At 54.1% G+C, this 17008-nt stretch carries 15 protein-coding genes; 12 read left to right on the forward strand and 3 right to left on the reverse strand.

What is annotated here, in order from left to right:
* The first annotated feature begins 133 nt into the window (after positions 1 to 133).
* Entirely contained in the window at positions 134 to 892 is a 759-nt protein-coding gene (mlaA, locus tag O9K67_RS07480) for a phospholipid-binding lipoprotein MlaA (protein ID WP_061493865.1), read from the forward strand.
* A gap of 58 nt (positions 893 to 950) precedes the next feature.
* On the opposite strand, the gene fadL is transcribed toward mlaA, so the two are convergent.
* Positions 951 to 2273, reverse strand: a complete 1323-nt coding sequence (gene fadL, locus O9K67_RS07485) for a long-chain fatty acid transporter FadL (protein ID WP_061493866.1) — start codon at positions 2271 to 2273, stop codon at positions 951 to 953.
* A gap of 377 nt (positions 2274 to 2650) precedes the next feature.
* On the opposite strand from fadL, the gene O9K67_RS07490 reads away from it, so the two are divergent.
* From O9K67_RS07490 to sixA, 4 genes are all read left to right on the forward strand, one after another.
* Positions 2651 to 2935, forward strand: coding sequence for a YfcZ/YiiS family protein (locus tag O9K67_RS07490; RefSeq protein WP_061493867.1), 285 nt, complete (start codon positions 2651 to 2653; stop codon positions 2933 to 2935).
* A 162-nt stretch (positions 2936 to 3097) separates the two neighbouring features.
* Positions 3098 to 4408: an acetyl-CoA C-acyltransferase FadI gene (gene fadI, locus O9K67_RS07495; RefSeq protein WP_061493868.1), complete on the forward strand. Its 1311-nt coding sequence runs from the start codon at positions 3098 to 3100 to the stop codon at positions 4406 to 4408.
* On the forward strand, positions 4408 to 6555 hold the full coding sequence (fadJ, locus tag O9K67_RS07500) for a fatty acid oxidation complex subunit alpha FadJ (protein ID WP_061493869.1): 2148 nt from the start codon (positions 4408 to 4410) through the stop codon (positions 6553 to 6555). Before fadI ends, fadJ begins: the two co-directional genes overlap by 1 nt.
* A 209-nt stretch (positions 6556 to 6764) precedes the next feature.
* Positions 6765 to 7250, forward strand: a complete 486-nt coding sequence (gene sixA, locus O9K67_RS07505; protein ID WP_061493870.1) for a phosphohistidine phosphatase SixA — start codon at positions 6765 to 6767, stop codon at positions 7248 to 7250.
* 56 nt (positions 7251 to 7306) lie between these two features.
* Here the strand turns inward: sixA and smrB are convergent, their stop codons facing one another.
* On the reverse strand, positions 7307 to 7858 hold the full coding sequence (gene smrB / locus O9K67_RS07510; RefSeq protein WP_061493871.1) for an endonuclease SmrB: 552 nt from the start codon (positions 7856 to 7858) through the stop codon (positions 7307 to 7309).
* Positions 7859 to 8022: 164 nt separating this feature from the next.
* Here smrB and prmB point away from each other — a divergent pair, with 164 nt between their 5' ends.
* From prmB to O9K67_RS07545, 7 genes are all read left to right on the forward strand, one after another.
* Positions 8023 to 8955, forward strand: a complete 933-nt coding sequence (gene prmB / locus O9K67_RS07515) for a 50S ribosomal protein L3 N(5)-glutamine methyltransferase (RefSeq protein WP_061499838.1) — start codon at positions 8023 to 8025, stop codon at positions 8953 to 8955.
* A gap of 39 nt (positions 8956 to 8994) precedes the next feature.
* Entirely contained in the window at positions 8995 to 10080 is a 1086-nt protein-coding gene (gene aroC / locus O9K67_RS07520) for a chorismate synthase (protein ID WP_061493872.1), read from the forward strand.
* A gap of 3 nt (positions 10081 to 10083) precedes the next feature.
* Positions 10084 to 10908 (forward strand): penicillin-insensitive murein endopeptidase, encoded by an 825-nt coding sequence (gene mepA, locus O9K67_RS07525; protein WP_061493873.1) that lies wholly within the window; start codon positions 10084 to 10086, stop codon positions 10906 to 10908.
* A complete protein-coding gene (locus O9K67_RS07530; protein ID WP_061493874.1) occupies positions 10908 to 11720 on the forward strand; it encodes a sulfite exporter TauE/SafE family protein in 813 nt (270 codons plus the stop codon). The genes mepA and O9K67_RS07530 overlap by 1 nt, the downstream gene beginning before the upstream one ends.
* Positions 11717 to 12256: an elongation factor P hydroxylase gene (locus tag O9K67_RS07535; RefSeq protein WP_061493875.1), complete on the forward strand. Its 540-nt coding sequence runs from the start codon at positions 11717 to 11719 to the stop codon at positions 12254 to 12256. Before O9K67_RS07530 ends, O9K67_RS07535 begins: the two co-directional genes overlap by 4 nt.
* 27 nt (positions 12257 to 12283) lie before the next feature.
* Entirely contained in the window at positions 12284 to 12562 is a 279-nt protein-coding gene (locus tag O9K67_RS07540) for a YfcL family protein (protein WP_061493876.1), read from the forward strand.
* Between the two features lie 262 nt (positions 12563 to 12824).
* Positions 12825 to 14894, forward strand: coding sequence for an ATP-binding protein (locus O9K67_RS07545; protein ID WP_071889919.1), 2070 nt, complete (start codon positions 12825 to 12827; stop codon positions 14892 to 14894).
* A gap of 3 nt (positions 14895 to 14897) precedes the next feature.
* On the opposite strand, the gene mnmC is transcribed toward O9K67_RS07545, so the two are convergent.
* Positions 14898 to 16898, reverse strand: coding sequence for a bifunctional tRNA (5-methylaminomethyl-2-thiouridine)(34)-methyltransferase MnmD/FAD-dependent 5-carboxymethylaminomethyl-2-thiouridine(34) oxidoreductase MnmC (gene mnmC, locus O9K67_RS07550; protein ID WP_061493878.1), 2001 nt, complete (start codon positions 16896 to 16898; stop codon positions 14898 to 14900).
* Positions 16899 to 17008 lie beyond the last annotated feature (110 nt).

Below are 17008 nucleotides of genomic sequence, written 5' to 3' on the forward strand. Positions count from 1 at the left end.
CTGTTCGCTGCGTAGACATCATAAGACGCGCTGATACAATGCGTGACATGTTGCGGGCGCAAATCCGGGCATTTTGCGTTTGCGCCTTTATGGATGGCATTCACCGATGGCCATATTCTCCAGGGAGACACCTATGAAATTCCGCCTGTCGGCGCTTGCGCTGGCTACCACGGTGCTGGTCGGCTGCGCCAGCTCCGGTACCCGAGAGTCGCAGGGGCGTTCAGACCCGTTTGAAGGGTTCAACCGCACCATGTACAACTTTAACTTCAATGTGCTGGATCCTTACGTTGTCAGACCCGTCGCGGTTGCGTGGCGTAATTATGTGCCGCAACCGGCGCGCAACGGTCTGAGCAACTTTACCAGCAACCTTGAAGAGCCGGCGATCATGGCGAACTTCTTCTTACAGGGAGATCCCTACCAGGGGATGGTTCACTTTACCCGTTTCTTCCTGAACACCTTGCTGGGGATGGGCGGCTTTATGGACGTTGCCGGCATGTCTAACCCGAAATTGCAGCGCGTTGAACCGCACCGCTTCGGCAGTACGCTCGGCCATTATGGCATCGGTTACGGTCCCTATATGCAGTTGCCATTCTATGGCAGTTTCACGTTGCGTGAAGATGGTGGTGATGCAGCGGATACGCTCTATCCGGTGCTTTCCTGGCTGACGTGGCCATTGTCCGTCGGTAAATGGACGGTGGAAGGCATTGAAACCCGCGCGCAACTGCTGGATTCCGATGGCTTACTCCGCCAGTCTTCCGATCCGTATATTATGGTGCGCGAAGCCTACTTCCAGCGTCATGATTTTATTGCCAATGGTGGCAAGCTGAAGCCGCAAGAGAACCCTAACGCGAAGGCGATAGAGGGCGATTTGAAAGATATTGATGCGGAATAAACCGCAGCCAACAAAAAAGGTGAGCCGAATGCTCACCTTTTTTATTACCGCTGTCTTATCAGAAGGCGTAGTTAAAGTTCATGCCGTACAGCCATGCCCGGCCACTAGACTGGAAGGTATACGGGGTTTCGGTGAACTTCACTTTCTGACCATGCATATACGAAACACCGACGTCGACAGAGGCATCTTTGTTAAATGCATAGGTCGCACCGGTGCTCAGCCACAGACGATCCTGGTCCGGAATGGAGATAGAGCGCTTATCGGCCGGAACCGGGCTATCGTCATAGGCGATACCGGCGCGGAAGGTCCAGTTATCATCCATATAATAGGTGGTGCCCAGAGCGATGCGGTACACGTCTTTAAAGCTTTCATCTTTATAGAACAGGGTTTGACCGTTGCTGCCGGTGGCTTTCAGCTCCTGGAACTGGCTCCAGCTGGTGTAGGTCAGGCTGTAGTGGATGGCCCACTGCGGATCGATACGGTTGTAACCTGACAGTTCCCACATCTCCGGCAGGTTCAGCGTCAGCGCACCATTGATAGTGGAACCCGCTGTGGCATAAGGCAGGTTGTTAAGACCCAATGCAGGGGCCAGCGCATTCACGGTGAGCGGCAGATTGCTGCGATAATCGCCATCAAAGTCGATTTTAACTTCTGAACGATAGGTCAAACCGTAACGGTTATTTTTATCCAGCTCGTACAGGATACCGGCGTTCCAGCCAAACCCCCACTCATCACCCTTCAGCCGCGCAATTTGTGTGTTTGCCGGAATAGCACGGGATAAATTAAAAACGCCGCGTGTTTGCGCATCTACCATCTGTGGCAGATCGCCCGCGTAGCGTTCAACTTTTGCTTTTGCATAGACCGCATCGAAACCGAGGCCAAAGCTCCAGTGGTTGTTCAGGCGATAGGCACCGCTGAGGTTCAGGTTCAGGGTTTCAAGGTCGGTTTTCCCGCCCATCGAACCGGCTGTGTAACCATCGTTAAATTCAGTAGCCAGACCATAATTGGAGGTGACAGACGCGCCCCAACCAAACTGCTCATTAATCGGCGCAACAAAGTGCAGGTTCGGTACCCAGGCGGTTGGCGCAATGTTGCTTTGGCTTGCATCATTCCCGATAGCAGAGCGGCCGGTAACGTTGACATCCGGGTCGATAAACACCGCACCGCCAGAGAACATCGGGCGGTCGTACATCATAATCAATGCAGGGTTGCGGCTGGCGTTGCCCGCGTCATCTGCGATAGCGCCTTCACCTGAATAGGCCCGACCAAGGCCAGAGGAAGAAAACTCATTGAGTTGAAAGCCTGCGGACCAGGCCTGGGTAGAGACGATTGCCACTGCGACTGCCAGAGCAGACTTGGTAAAACGGGTTTTCTGGCTCATGACCATAACCTCATTCGAAATCGAGTTATTTTTATTCAAACTATGTTACATGTCGTAACGGAGCGCGAAGTGTAGGGTCTGAGGTACTTCAGACAAATCAGACCAGTGGCGGAAGTATAGGTCTGACCAGAGGGAATGTTGCAAGTTTGTATATAAGTTTTTTCAATTGTGATCTTCGAAACGGGATCTGCGTGGCAAAAACGGGGTAAGTCTTAATCAGGCGATTGGATGATTTTTGTTTTAGATCATTTTTAAGTGTGATTTCGGTCACTTATGGCCCTACATGGAATGAACAACTGGAGAGGCTATTCGCCGGAGCGTAAAATAATCACATCGTTTACCTGGCACCTTGGGTGCGAATTCAGAGGAAATCAACAATGAGTAAATGCAGTGCTGATGAAACCCCGGTTTGCTGCTGTATGGATGTTGGCACCATTATGGACAACTCCGATTGCACCGCCTCTTACAGCCGCGTGTTCAGCAATCGTACCGACGCTGAAGAAACGCTGGCCGCGCTGAGCGCCAGAGCTCGCAGCGTAGAGTCCGACCCTTGCCAGATCACCTCTTCCTTTACGGAAGTGGCGGGTGGTGTCCAACTGGATATCGACTTTGTTTTCGCATGTGAAGCGGAAACCCTGATTTTCCAACTCGGTCTGCGTTAATTTCTCTCTCCACGCTCCCGTTCTTCGGGAGCGTTATGTTAAGCTTCTCTGTGCCTTAGCTCTCACTTTTTTTCTCCCCCCATTGGCTAAATGTAAAAAATTGGTTAAGACTGTTATCAGGTCAGACCACTTTGCGCATTACGCTGTTAACAGGGGAGTGTTATGAGTCAGGCATTACCGCTTGTTACCCGTCAGGGTGACCGCATTGCCATTGTCAGTGGGTTACGAACACCTTTTGCCCGCCAGGCGACCGTGTTTCACGGTGTACCGGCTATCGATTTGGGAAAAATGGTGGTGGGTGAGATGCTGGCGCGCAGCGAAATTCCGCCTGAGGTGATTGAGCAACTGGTCTTTGGCCAGGTCGTTCAGATGCCGGAAGCGCCCAATATCGCCCGCGAGATCGTGCTCGGTACTGGCATGAGCGTCCATACGGATGCCTACAGCGTCAGTCGCGCGTGTGCCACCAGTTTTCAGGCCGTGGCGAATGTCACGGAAAGTTTGCTGGCGGGCACTATCCGCGCCGGGATCGCCGGTGGTGCGGATTCCTCTTCCGTCTTGCCTATTGGTGTCAGCAAAACGCTGGCACGCACGCTGGTGGATGCCAACAAAGCCCGTACGCTTGGGCAAAAACTGAAACTTTTTTCCCGTCTTCGCCTGCGCGATTTGCTGCCGGTACCACCGGCTGTGGCGGAGTATTCCACCGGCCTGCGCATGGGGGATACTGCCGAGCAGATGGCGAAAACCTACGCGATTACCCGTGAGCAACAGGATGCGTTGGCGCATCGCTCGCACCAGCTTGCCGCGCAGGCGTGGTCAGAAGGCAAACTGGCCGATGAAGTGATGACCGCTTACGCGCCGCCGTTTCGCGAACCCGTGGTGCAGGATAATAACGTGCGAGCCCAGTCCAGCCTTGCGGATTACGCAAAGCTGCGTCCGGCGTTTGATCGTCGGCATGGCACGGTGACGGCGGCAAACAGTACGCCGTTAACCGACGGTGCAGCCGCGGTGATCTTGATGACCGAATCCCGCGCAAAAGAGCTGGGCTTAACCCCGCTGGGTTATCTGCGCAGCTATGCATTCACCGCTATTGCCGTACAGCAGGACATGTTGCTGGGGCCGGCATGGGCGACGCCGCTGGCGTTGGAGAGAGCCGGGCTGACGATGGCGGATTTAACCTTGCTTGATATGCATGAAGCTTTTGCCGCACAAACCCTGAGCAACCTGAAGCTGATGGCCAGTGATCGGTTTGCCCGCGAGGTGCTTGGGCGCTCGCAGGCGACAGGTGAAGTGGACGACAGCAAATTTAACGTGCTGGGCGGCTCTATTGCGTACGGGCATCCGTTCGCCGCCACCGGGGCGAGGATGATCACCCAAACACTGCATGAACTGCGCCGACGCGGCGGCGGTTTTGGTCTGGTGACCGCCTGTGCAGCAGGTGGGTTGGGTGCGGCCATGGTTCTGGAGGCTGAATAATGACATTCACATCCGCATTTACGCTTAGCGTGCGCCCCGACAATGTGGCGGTTGTCACCATTGATGTACCGGACGAAAAGATGAACACGCTGAAAGCGGAGTTTGGCGCTGAAGTCCGCGCCATTTTAAAGCAGATTCGTGATAACAAATCGCTGCGGGGCGTCGTTTTCATCTCCGCCAAACCAGATAACTTTATCGCCGGGGCGGACATCAACATGATTGCCCGCTGTAAGACGGCTAAAGAAGCGGAAGATCTTGCCCATCAGGGGCAGCAGATGATGGCGGAAATCCACGCGCTGCCCATTCCGGTGATTGCCGCTATTCATGGTGCTTGTCTGGGGGGAGGCCTTGAACTGGCGCTGGCGTGCCATCGCCGTATCTGTACCGATGACGGAAAAACGGTGCTGGGTCTACCGGAAGTTCAGCTCGGCCTGTTGCCTGGCTCCGGTGGCACACAACGTTTACCGCGGTTGGTGGGCGTGAGTACTGCGCTGGAGATGATCCTGACCGGTAAGCAGCTTCGTCCGCGCCAGGCGTTAAAGGCCGGGCTGGTGGATGATGTTGTTCCCCGCTCGATTTTGCTGGATGCTGCAGCGGAACTGGCAACGAAGGGGCATCCTGTCAGTCGCCGCTTACCGGTTCGCGAACGCATTCTCGCCGGGCCGCTCGGTCGTACGCTGTTATTTCGCATGGTGGCGAAGAAAACGGCTCAAAAAACGCAGGGGAACTATCCTGCCGCACCGCGTATTTTATCGGTGATTGAAACCGGGCTGACGCACGGGCGCAGTAGCGGTTATGACGCCGAAGCGCGCGCTTTTGGCCAACTGGCGATGACGCCGCAATCGCAGGCGCTGCGTCATCTGTTCTTTGCCAGTACCGACGTGAAAAAAGATCCCGGCAGTGCGGTTGAACCGGGGCCGTTAAGCACCATCGGCGTGTTAGGCGGCGGGTTGATGGGCGGAGGTATCGCTTTTGTGACGGCCAGCAAAGGGGGATTGCCGGTACGCATTAAGGATATCAATGCGAAAGGCATTAATCATGCGCTGAAATACAGCTGGCAAGAGCTGGATAAAAAAGTCCGGCGTCGCTATCTCAAACCCGCGGAACGTGACAGCCAGATGGCGAAGATTTCTGGTTCGCTGGATTACCGTGGTTTTGCCCATCGCGATCTGGTGATTGAAGCCGTATTTGAAGACCTGGCGCTGAAACAACAAATGGTTCGGGAAGTTGAGGAGAATTGCGCACTACACACCATTTTTGCATCCAACACTTCTTCTATACCAATTGGTGATATTGCAGCGTATGCGCAGCGCCCGCAGAAGGTTATTGGATTACACTTTTTCAGCCCGGTAGAAAAAATGCCGTTGGTGGAAGTGATCCCCCATGCCGGTACTGACGAACAGACCATTGCCACAACCGTTAAGCTGGCAAAGAAACAAGGGAAAACACCGATTGTGGTGGCCGATAAAGCTGGGTTTTACGTTAACCGCATTCTTGCCCCTTATATCAGTGAAGCCATGCGTCTGCTCAGTGAAGGGGAGCGTATTGAGGCGATTGATCAGGCATTAGTGAAATTTGGTTTCCCGGTCGGGCCAATTCAACTGTTGGACGAGGTTGGTATTGATACTGGAACGAAAATTATCCCGGTGTTGGAAGCCGCTTATGGAGAGCGATTTAGCGCCCCTGCAAGTGTTGTTAGTGCAATTTTGAACGACGATCGCAAAGGCAGAAAAAATGCCCGCGGTTTCTATCTTTACCCTGTGAAAGGGCGTAAAAGCAAAAAACAACCTGATCCGGCGATCTACCGCTTAATCGGCACCTCTGGCAACGGCAAATTGCCCGCAGAACAGATAGCGGAACGCTGCGTCATGTTGATGCTTAATGAAGCAGCGCGCTGCTTTGATGAGCAGGTGATCCGCAGTTCGCGCGATGGCGATATCGGCGCCGTGTTTGGCATCGGTTTCCCTCCGTTTCTGGGTGGGCCATTCCATTATATGGACCGGCTCGGCGCGCGGGATGTGGTGGTGGCGCTACAGCGGCTGGAGATACAATACGGGCCACGTTTCCGCCCCTGTGAAGCACTGTTACGGATGACGGAGCAGGGCGAGACTTTTTGTCCGGCAAAAGAAACTGATTCTGTAAGTTAAGGTCTAAATATTTAAATCTGTTATTGCTCATGGCGTTCGCGGTTATTTTGTAAACAATCATTGACTACACTTACGCCATTGAGGTAAAAAACAGCGTTTCATTCAGAGAATGAATCAGGCACAATGCCCGGCCATTGATATTTCCCGTCGTTGCGAAAGGGTTTCGCAGTGGAACTATTAATGATTCTGGTTAACAAAAGCGGTGCAATATGCAAGTTTTTATCATGCGTCACGGCGACGCTGCCCTCGATGCAGCCAGTGACTCGGTTCGTCCCTTAACCCCTTGTGGCTGCGACGAATCCCGTCTGATGGCAACCTGGTTGAAAGGTCAAAAAGTGGATGTTGAACGTGTTCTGGTCAGCCCTTTTTTACGTGCTGAACAGACGCTGAAAATGGTGGGGGAGTGTGTAAACCTGCCTGACAACGTGGATGTCCTGCCGGAACTGACGCCTTGTGGCGACATTGGCCTTGTTAGCGCTTATCTTCAGGCGCTGGCGAACGAAGGTCTCTCCTCTGTGCTGGTGATCTCTCACCTGCCACTGGTGGGTTACCTGGTGTCCGAGCTCTGCCCGGGTGAAGCACCGCCAATGTTTACGACTTCCGCGATCGCCTGCGTTACGCTTGACGAGAACGGTAAAGGCACCTTTGACTGGCAAATGAGTCCCTGCAACCTGAAGATGCGTAAAGCCATCTGATTCGCCGGACCATGGTATTCAAGAGCCGCACAATGCGGCTCTTGTCGTTTCTGGCTTCAGGGAAGTTCAGGCGGCTGCCACTCTTCCACTTCAATCAGCACCAGGATGGCGGCATCGCCACCGTACTCTTTCGGTGCCTGATGGAATGCCATCACGTGAGGATGCTGCGCCAGCCACAGCGGCGTTTGTTGCTTGAGAATATGTTTGCCGTGACCGTGCATCACACACGCGCAAAAGACATGTTCGCGGCGGCAGGCGGCAATCAGCGCGCCCAATTCCTGTTTCGCCTGCTGCTGGGTTAAACCGTGCAGATCGAGAAACAGCTCCGGTGAATAATCGCCCCGGCGGATCTTCTTCAGCTCAAAATGGCTGACATCTTCGCGGACATATTTCACCGGGCCTTCGGTGTTCAGCAGCGGCTGAAACTCATCGGAAAAGTAATGGCTGTTATCGGCCTGCTCCTGAAGCAGCCTTTTCACCGGCACTTCGCTTACTTTTTTGCGTATCGGGCGGTGTATCACTGTGTCCTGCTTGAGCTGACGTGTCCCGGTCATCAGTTGTCGGAACAGCGCTTGCTCCTCCTCGCTAAGCGATGGTTTCTTTTTCATCTGTACATCTCATCTCTTCTTTCCTTCAGTGTACCCGACTCACCGCGGCTGCGGTGTAGCAAAATGCATTTTTCCCCCCACTGCACGAGACGATGCTGATTTATCGCCGTCTTCATGGCAAACTAGCCGCCGAATTTAATGCGAGCATGGGCCTGGGGGATACTATGGATAAAATTTTCGTTGAAGAAGCAGTCAATGAGCTGCACACCATTCAGGACATGCTGCGCTGGTCGGTCAGCCGGTTTAGCGCCGCCAATATCTGGTACGGTCACGGCACGGATAACCCGTGGGATGAAGCGGTGCAACTGGTGCTGCCGACGCTCTATTTACCGCTGGATATTCCGGAAGATATGCGCAATGCGCGCCTGACCTCCAGTGAGCGTCATCGCATTGTTGAGCGCGTTATCCGCCGCGTTAATGAGCGTATTCCGGTTGCCTATCTGACCAATAAGGCCTGGTTCTGCGGCCACGAATTCTATGTTGATGAGCGTGTGCTGGTGCCGCGTTCGCCCATCGGCGAGCTGATCAACAACCATTTTTCCGGGTTGGTACATGCGCAACCCCAGCATATCTTGGATATGTGCACCGGCAGCGGCTGTATTGCTATCGCCTGTGCTTACGCCTTCCCGGAAGCGGAAGTGGACGCCGTGGACATCTCCACGGATGCGCTGGCGGTGACCGAGCACAATATTGAAGAGCATGGCCTGATTCATCACGTTACGCCGATCCGCTCTGATGTGTTCCGCGAGCTGCCGAAAGTTCAGTACGATCTGATTGTGACGAACCCGCCTTATGTGGATGAAGAAGATATGTCTGACCTGCCGTCAGAATATCGCCACGAACCAGAATTGGGGCTGGCCTCCGGTAGCGATGGGCTGAAACTGACACGCCGCATCCTGGCTGGCGCGCCGGATTATCTCGCTGATAATGGCATCCTGATTTGTGAAGTGGGTAACAGCATGGTACATCTGATTGAACAATATCCGGATGTGCCGTTTACCTGGCTGGAGTTTGATAACGGCGGGGACGGCGTCTTTATGCTGACGAAAGCGCAACTTATCGCCGCGCAGGAACATTTCAGCATTTATAAAGATTAAACGACGCTCAACAACACAAACAACGACAACGGAGCCGTGATGGCAGGAAACACAATTGGACAACTCTTTCGCGTAACCACTTTCGGCGAATCGCATGGCCTGGCACTGGGCTGTATCGTTGATGGGGTACCGCCGGGTATTCCGCTGACCGAAGCGGATTTGCAGCATGATCTGGACAGACGCCGTCCGGGGACATCGCGTTACACCACGCAACGCCGTGAGCCGGACCAGGTGAAAATTCTCTCTGGCGTGTTTGAAGGCGTGACCACCGGCACCAGCATTGGTTTGTTGATTGAAAATACTGACCAGCGTTCGCAGGATTACGGCGCGATTAAAGATCTGTTCCGTCCGGGGCATGCTGATTACACCTACGAACTAAAATATGGCGTGCGTGATTACCGCGGTGGTGGTCGTTCCTCTGCCCGTGAAACCGCCATGCGCGTTGCCGCAGGTGCTATTGCTAAAAAATATCTGGCGCAGAAGTTTGGCATTGTTATCCGCGGGTGTCTGACCCAGATGGGGGATATTCCGCTGGCGATCGAAGACTGGGATCAGGTTGAGCAGAACCCATTTTTCTGCCCGGAGCCGGGCAAGGTCGACGCACTGGATGAACTGATGCGTGGTCTGAAGAAAGAAGGCGACTCTATTGGCGCGAAAGTGACAGTGGTGGCAGACGGCGTTCCGGCAGGCCTGGGCGAGCCGGTGTTCGACCGCCTGGATGCGGATATCGCCCACGCGCTGATGAGCATTAATGCGGTCAAGGGCGTTGAAATCGGCGACGGCTTTGACGTGGTGAAGCTGCGCGGCAGCGAAAACCGTGACGAAATCACCAAACAGGGTTTCCAGAGCAACCATGCAGGTGGCATCCTGGGGGGTATCAGTAGCGGCCAGCAAATTATTGCCACTATCGCGCTGAAACCAACATCAAGCATTACTGTACCGGGGCGTACCATCAACCGTTTTGGCGACGAAGTGGAAATGATCACCAAAGGTCGCCACGATCCCTGCGTCGGCATTCGCGCAGTGCCTATCGCGGAAGCGATGCTGGCCATTGTGCTGATGGATCACTTCCTGCGCCAGCGCGCGCAGAACGCCGATGTTACGACCGATATTCCACGCTGGTAAACAATGAACAACACGGCAATTGCGCTGTTTGCGCTGCTGATAAGCGCCGCCGCGACGGCGGCAACCCCCTGGCAAAAGCTGACTCACCCCGTTGCCGGTAGCCCCCAATCTATTGGCGCATTCGCCAATGGCTGCATTGTTGGTGCGCAGGAGTTACCGCTACAGGCGGATAATTATCAGGTGATGCGTACCGATCAGCGCCGCTATTTCGGCCACCCGGATCTGGTGTTGTTTATTCAGCGCCTGAGCAATCAGGTGCACAATCTGGGAATGGGGACTGTGTTGGTCGGCGATATGGGGATGCCCGCCGGTGGGCGCTTTAATGGCGGCCACGCCAGCCATCAATCCGGCCTGGATGTGGATATCTTCCTGCAACTGCCGAAAGCACGCTGGAGCGCAGCGCAACTGCTGAAACCGCAGGCACTGGATCTGGTCTCTCGCGATGGTAAGCAGGTGGTGCCGGAACTTTGGAAGCCAGAAATCAGCAGTATGATCAAACTGGCGGCGCAGGATAACGACGTGACGCGTATCTTCGTGAACCCGGCTATCAAGCAGCAACTCTGTCTGGATGCGGGTACGGACCGTGACTGGTTACGTAAAGTACGCCCGTGGTTCCAGCATCGTGCGCATATGCATGTACGTCTGCGTTGCCCGGCAGACAGCCTGGAATGTGAAGATCAACCTCTGCCGCCGCCTGGCGATGGATGTGGCGCAGAATTGCAAAGTTGGTTCGAACCGGCGAAACCCGGCAGCACCACGCCTGAGAAAAAGACGCCGCCGCCTTTGCCGCCGTCTTGCCAGGCTCTACTGGATGAGCACGCATTGTAATGGAAACCTTTCAACAACTGTTTTTGGTGTCGCCGCTATTAATGGTGGCGCTTTTTTTTGTCGCATTACTGGCCGGGTTTATTGATGCGCTGGCCGGTGGCGGCGGGCTGTTAACGGTGCCCGCCCTACTGGCAGCCGGGATGTCTCCGGCACAGGCGCTGGCGACGAATAAGTTGCAGGCCTGCGGCGGTTCGATCTCCTCCACGCTCTATTTTATTCGTCGCAAAGTGGTGAACATTGCCGATCAGAAACTCAATATTCTGATGACCTTCATCGGTTCCACGACCGGTGCATTGTTAGTCCAACACGTGCAGTCCGATGTGCTGCGCCAGATCCTGCCCGTGTTGGTTATCTGTATCGGTCTTTACTTTCTGCTAATGCCTAAACTGGGCGAAGAAGACCGCCAGCGTCGCCTGTACGGCCTGCCTTTTGCGCTGGTGGCTGGCGGTTGTGTTGGGTTCTATGACGGCTTTTTTGGCCCGGGAGCCGGTTCTTTTTATGCGCTGGCTTTTGTCACGCTGGCAGGTTACAACCTGGCAAAGTCCACCGCGCATGCCAAAGTGTTGAATGCGACCTCCAATATCGGCGGTCTGCTGTTGTTTATTATTGGCGGCAAAGTGGTATGGGCTACCGGTTTTGTGATGCTGGCCGGACAATTTCTCGGCGCGCGCATGGGCTCGCGCCTGGTGCTCAGTAAAGGGCAAAAGCTCATTCGCCCGATGATTGTGATTGTCTCGGCGGTGATGAGCGCAAAACTTCTCTATGACAGTCACGGCCAGGAGATCCTCCGGTTTATGGGGGTGAACGTATGACCCATCACTACCAACAGTTGATTGATATTTTTAATCGCTGCTTTGCAGACGATTTTAATACCCGTCTGATTAAAGGCGACGATGAACCGATCTATCTTCCCGCAGACGCCGATGCGCCCTACAACCGCATCGTCTTTGCCCACGGTTTTTACGCCAGCGCGTTACATGAGATTTCGCACTGGTGCATTGCCGGGGCGGAGCGTCGCAAGTTGGTGGATTTCGGTTACTGGTACTGCCCGGATGGACGCGATGCCGCGACACAGGGGCAGTTCGAAGATGTGGAAGTCAAACCCCAGGCTTTTGACTGGTTGTTTTGCGTGGCGGCGGGGTTTCCGTTTAACGTCAGTTGCGACAACCTCGAAGGGGATTTCGAACCGGATCGTATTGTTTTTCAGCGCCGCGTCCACGCGCAGGTGATGACCTATCTGGAACAGGGTATTCCTGCCCGTCCGGCGCGGTTTATCAAAGCATTGCAGGACTATTATCAGACGCCGCCTTTTGCGGCAGAACAGTTCCCGTGGCCTGAAGACCTGTAAGGCCATGTTTTCAAAAGAGGAAGAGAGATGATCGCGGAGTTAGAATCACGCATTCTGGCGTTAATTGACAATATGGTGGAAAGCGCCAGTGATGATGAGCTGTTTGCTGGCGGTTATCTGCGCGGGCATTTGACGCTGGCGGTGGCCGATCTCGAAAGCGGTGAAGACCATTCGCACGAAGCGGTGTACGCCAAAGTGACCCACAGTGTGGAAACCGCTATTCAGGCGGGCGAACTTTCTCCACGCGATCAGGCGCTGGTGCTTGGCATGTGGGAAAACCTCTATCAGCAAGCGAAAGCGCATTAAGCTGTTTACCCTCTCCTGCAGGAGAGGGATCCTCTTTTTACAACAACAGCGTTTACTCCCGTATCGTTGATTTCATGTCGGCCTCTTTGCGGTCATGAAATATCCTAAATTCCTGTTGCCAACGTTGAACTCATCATTGGCCGGGCCTAGAGTCTTTTTTATCCTTGCGTACTTTTTCGCATGAAACGGGTATCCATTATTCCGGATGTCATCTTTGCAGGAGGGTAAACGCCTCCTGCACCGATAGCCAATAGGGGAAATTATGTCTCTGTATTCCGGAATTGATGTATTTTCTCAACACGATGATAATAACGATGAGAGTGACTTCTATCGCTGCCTGTCACGAATAGATCTGCTTTTTCAGCAGGCATATTTACAGCGAAATGAAGTGGTTCCTGCATATTTTTCGCCATTTTTCTTGCCTGCCAGGGCGCAGAATGCGTATTCCAACGATCTATACGACGTTCCTGTCTGGTTAGCATTTCACCCTCTCCCGGACTCGCGAGAGGCCTTAACGACGCGGCTTAACAGACTGATTGAACAATTTGATTTAACATTATTTGAGCGAGACATTCTTCTCGTCTGTTTGTTACCGCGTTTGAGTGCGCATTATAGTGCATTGCCGGACAGTGGAATAAAAGAAGGGGTAAGCGATAAGTTACTCATGCAACTGTTTTCATCCGCGCAAACGGAATATCAATTATTACTTTCAGCATTACACCCATCATCACCGCTATTCCAGTTCTCTTTATTATTTAAAACAACAATTAATGAAAATAAAATACCTACCACATTTTATATGTGCAGCGAATCGGTGTGGCATTTTCTTTGCGGCAATGGATCGATGGCGAAGTATCGTTATCCTTATCCGCAGCCTGTTGTAACCGATGCGATGACGTTGTACCCGGTGACTCTCAGTGAACAAATAAGTTGTTTATGCCTGGAACCGGTGGGAGAAACACCGCCGGTCATTGTTTTGGACGGGTGCGCGCTGGATGGGCGTGAAAATGGGCTTGCCAACATTCTGTGGCAACACCAACGTGCGTTATGGCGTCTGGATATCCGCGATCTGGATAATGTGGCCGAGCCACAGCAACAACAGGCGGTTGCGGAAATCATCCGTGACGCGCTGATGGATAATGCTGGGGTGGTTTGCGTGCACTGGGCTGATGCCGGGGTGGCAAAAAAAAGTGTTATCAGTGTGCTTGAACGACTATTGCCTCAGGTCCGCTTGCCTTTCTTTGTACTAACGGATTCGACAGCTGAAAGCCCTTTATTCCGCGTTCTACCCAGCATTCATCTTTCTTTGCCGTGTCCGGATGCGATGGCGAAAAGCAAGTTATTGCAGATGGCGTGGCCCCGGCAAAGTGTTAGCGAAAACCAACGGTTGCAGACGCTGGCAGAGCGTTACGCCTTTAGCCCAGCCGATATCTCCTTGTTGCTTGCCGAAGCGAATTATTACCGGCAGGTAAGGGGTAAAGATGCGTTATTAGGCGCAGGCGATCTGCAAAAAACGTTGCTGTACCGGTCACGTAAGAATTTCGGCAATCTGGCCCACCGTATAACGCCTGTTCGGACGTTCGACGATATTGTGCTTTCGCCGTCTGTTAAAAAACAAATGGAGGAAATTCTGGCGGCCATCAGGCTGAGGGAACGGGTGACTATCAAACATTTTGCCCATAAAACCGGCGGAAAAAAGGGGTTAAGCGCTTTGTTTTATGGCGAGCCCGGAACCGGGAAAACGCTGGCAGCGGAAGTATTGGCGCAGCATCTCGATACAGATCTTATAAAGGTGGATCTCTCCGCGGTGGTCAGTAAATACGTGGGGGAAACGGAAAAAAACCTGTCGCTGGTTTTTGATCTCGCAGAAACAGACAGTGGAATATTATTCTTTGATGAGGCGGATGCGTTGTTCGGTAAACGCAGTGAAAGTAAAGACGCCCATGATCGGTATGCCAATATTGAAGTCTCTTACCTTCTGCAACGACTGGAAAACTATCCTGGGTTAGTGATCCTTGCGACCAACCATCGTGGGCACCTCGACACGGCTTTTAGTCGGCGGTTCACCTTTATCACGCACTTTACCTACCCGGATGTGACGCTGCGCACGCAAATGTGGCAGGCTATATGGCCAGCCACACTGGCACTTGCTGAAGATGTGGATTTTGCCGAGCTGGCTATTCGGGGCAATCTGACGGGGGCAAGCATCTGCAATGTGGCGTTACTGGCCGCTGTGCTTGCTGCAGATGAACAGAGCGATAAGATACAGCTACATCATATCGATCATGCCATTCGGCGTGAGCTCAATAAATTGGGGCGATTGCCCCTTTAATCCTTATTTTACCGCTTTGCCCTTTAATAACTTTCTCACCCATAACCGGTTCGGATTCATCGCTGCCAGCGTTTCGCCGTCCAGCGGGATAGGCTCATCGCTCATCTGCGATGCCAGAATTTCCGCCGCCAGCGGGGCGCTGCATAAACCGCGCGAACCGAGTGCGCCTAACATGAACAGCCCCTCATAAACGGGCGCGCTGACGGTATTTCCTGCCTCAGTGGTATGCTGCGTGTATGCCACCAGCGTTGCCTCATAATCCGCAACATTGCCCACCATGGGCAGATGATCACGCGTGGCGCAACGCACGCCGCAACGGGCTTCACCCGCGCAGATATCCACCTCTTTAGCCCACTCAGCTTGTGGCAAGCAGTCCAGCAAGCGCTGGCGATTCTGTTGTTGATCCGCTTCGCTATACGCTGCCTGCGCCTGCCCGCGATGGTAACTGGCGCCGATACAGTGATGATGATTAAGTGGATTTTGCGGTGTCAGATAACCGTCGTAACAGAGTACCTGACGCAATTCAGCCAGCGCGGGTGTGGTCGGGATATGACTGACCTGCCCGGCAACCGGGTAGACAGGCAGGTGTTCCGTCTGTGCAAACTGGTTGATGCGGTGCCCGTTAGCCAGTACCACCACCGCATGTTGCTGTGCTTCGCCGTGGTGAAAATGCAGTTGCCAGCCATTATCCGCAGGCGTGAGCTGCTGTACGTCATGCCCGTAGTGCACCTGCAAACCCTGTTCACAGGCCAGCGCGATGGCTGCTGCCGTCAGCTGTGCCGGGCAGAGCCAGCCGCCCGCCGGATAGGTGATGCCGCCACAGCCGGTATTAACGCCGGTCAGGGTCTGAACGGTTAGCGCATCCACTCCGTGGGCCAGCGCACCCGGTAATTCCAGCGTCAGCATCTGCGCAATCTTCTGCTGACTTTTTCCATCCCAACCCAGTTGCGTCACACCGCACCATTGGTGATCAAACGCCAGTGGTAACGCGTCGTAAAGCCGGCGGGCAAAGGTAAAAGCAGCAGGGAAGAAGTGTGCCAGCGCCGGGTCATGCGCGCTGAGGAGCGGATAAAGCGCCCCCTGGCGGTTGCCGGATGCCCCTTCTGCCGGAGCACTGTCGGCGCAGTAGAGCGTCACCTGCCAGCCACGGCGCAACAACGCCAGAGAGAGCAGGGCGCTGGCTACACCGCCGCCAATCAGTGCCACTTCGCGCGCACGGGCAGCGCTTCGGGCAAACCACGGCGCGCGGGGCGTGGGGGCGAGCGTTTGTTCCATCACTCCGGTCAACATTTCGCGTTTACGGCCAAATCCCTTGCGCTTGTGCATGGTAAACCCGGCATCTTGCAATCCGCGGCGCACAAAACCCGCAGAGGTAAAGGTCGCCAGCGTGCCGCCAGGTCTGGCGAGGCGCGCCATGGCCTGAAACAGCGCCGGAGTCCACATATCCGGATTTTTCGCCGGCGCGAAACCGTCGAGGAACCAGGCATCCACGCGCTGGTTTAACGAATCGTCCAGCTTCTCCGTCAGCGTGTTGATATCGCCGAACCAGAGATCCAGCGTAACGCGCCCTTCATCAAGTAATACACGGTGGCAGCCCGCAAATGGCAGCGGCCACTGCGCTTGCAACTGCTCTGCCCAAGGGGCAAGCTCCGGCCAGTGGGCATGGGCTTTACACAGATCGTCTGCGGTCAGCGGAAATTTTTCAAAACTGATGAAATGTAATCTTTCCAGGGTAGCGTCGGGATGTGCTACGCGAAAGGCCGCGAATGCCTGCCACAAGGTCAGGAAATTCAGCCCGGTGCCAAACCCGCTCTCCGCCACGATAAACAGCGGACGGGAATGCGCCGGAAAACGCTGTTCAAGTTGGTTACCGCCGAGAAAGACATAACGCGTCTCTTCCAGCCCGTTATCATTAGAGAAGTAGACATCGTCGAAATCTCGGGAAACAGGTGTACCCTCAGCGTTGAATTCGAGGTTGGCGGATTGTATAGCGGTTTGTTTCACGTAAGTTACTCGTCCATCAGGCAGTGGCACGATCTTAACGGTCGTCAAGGAAAGGCGCAAATTTCCTCACAAATTGTCTGATCGGACTTGTTCGGCGTACAAGTGTACGC

Source organism: Kosakonia oryzendophytica, from assembly GCF_027886705.1.
In the GTDB taxonomy this organism is placed as follows: domain Bacteria; phylum Pseudomonadota; class Gammaproteobacteria; order Enterobacterales; family Enterobacteriaceae; genus Kosakonia; species Kosakonia oryzendophytica.

Bases quoted from the DNA above. Each gene is read 5' to 3' on its own strand.
- sixA (WP_061493870.1), top strand. From the start codon at position 6,765: ATGCAAGTTTTTATCATGCGTCACGGCGACGCTGCCCTCGATGCAGCC.
- O9K67_RS07490 (WP_061493867.1), top strand. From the start codon at position 2,651: ATGAGTAAATGCAGTGCTGATGAAACCCCGGTTTGCTGCTGTATGGAT.
- O9K67_RS07530 (WP_061493874.1), top strand. From the start codon at position 10,908: ATGGAAACCTTTCAACAACTGTTTTTGGTGTCGCCGCTATTAATGGTG.
- aroC (WP_061493872.1), top strand. From the start codon at position 8,995: ATGGCAGGAAACACAATTGGACAACTCTTTCGCGTAACCACTTTCGGC.
- fadI (WP_061493868.1), top strand. From the start codon at position 3,098: ATGAGTCAGGCATTACCGCTTGTTACCCGTCAGGGTGACCGCATTGCC.
- mepA (WP_061493873.1), top strand. From the start codon at position 10,084: ATGAACAACACGGCAATTGCGCTGTTTGCGCTGCTGATAAGCGCCGCC.
- O9K67_RS07540 (WP_061493876.1), top strand. From the start codon at position 12,284: ATGATCGCGGAGTTAGAATCACGCATTCTGGCGTTAATTGACAATATG.
- smrB (WP_061493871.1), bottom strand. From the start codon at position 7,858: ATGAAAAAGAAACCATCGCTTAGCGAGGAGGAGCAAGCGCTGTTCCGA.
- mlaA (WP_061493865.1), top strand. From the start codon at position 134: ATGAAATTCCGCCTGTCGGCGCTTGCGCTGGCTACCACGGTGCTGGTC.
- O9K67_RS07545 (WP_071889919.1), top strand. From the start codon at position 12,825: ATGTCTCTGTATTCCGGAATTGATGTATTTTCTCAACACGATGATAAT.
- fadJ (WP_061493869.1), top strand. From the start codon at position 4,408: ATGACATTCACATCCGCATTTACGCTTAGCGTGCGCCCCGACAATGTG.
- O9K67_RS07535 (WP_061493875.1), top strand. From the start codon at position 11,717: ATGACCCATCACTACCAACAGTTGATTGATATTTTTAATCGCTGCTTT.
- prmB (WP_061499838.1), top strand. From the start codon at position 8,023: ATGGATAAAATTTTCGTTGAAGAAGCAGTCAATGAGCTGCACACCATT.
- fadL (WP_061493866.1), bottom strand. From the start codon at position 2,273: ATGAGCCAGAAAACCCGTTTTACCAAGTCTGCTCTGGCAGTCGCAGTG.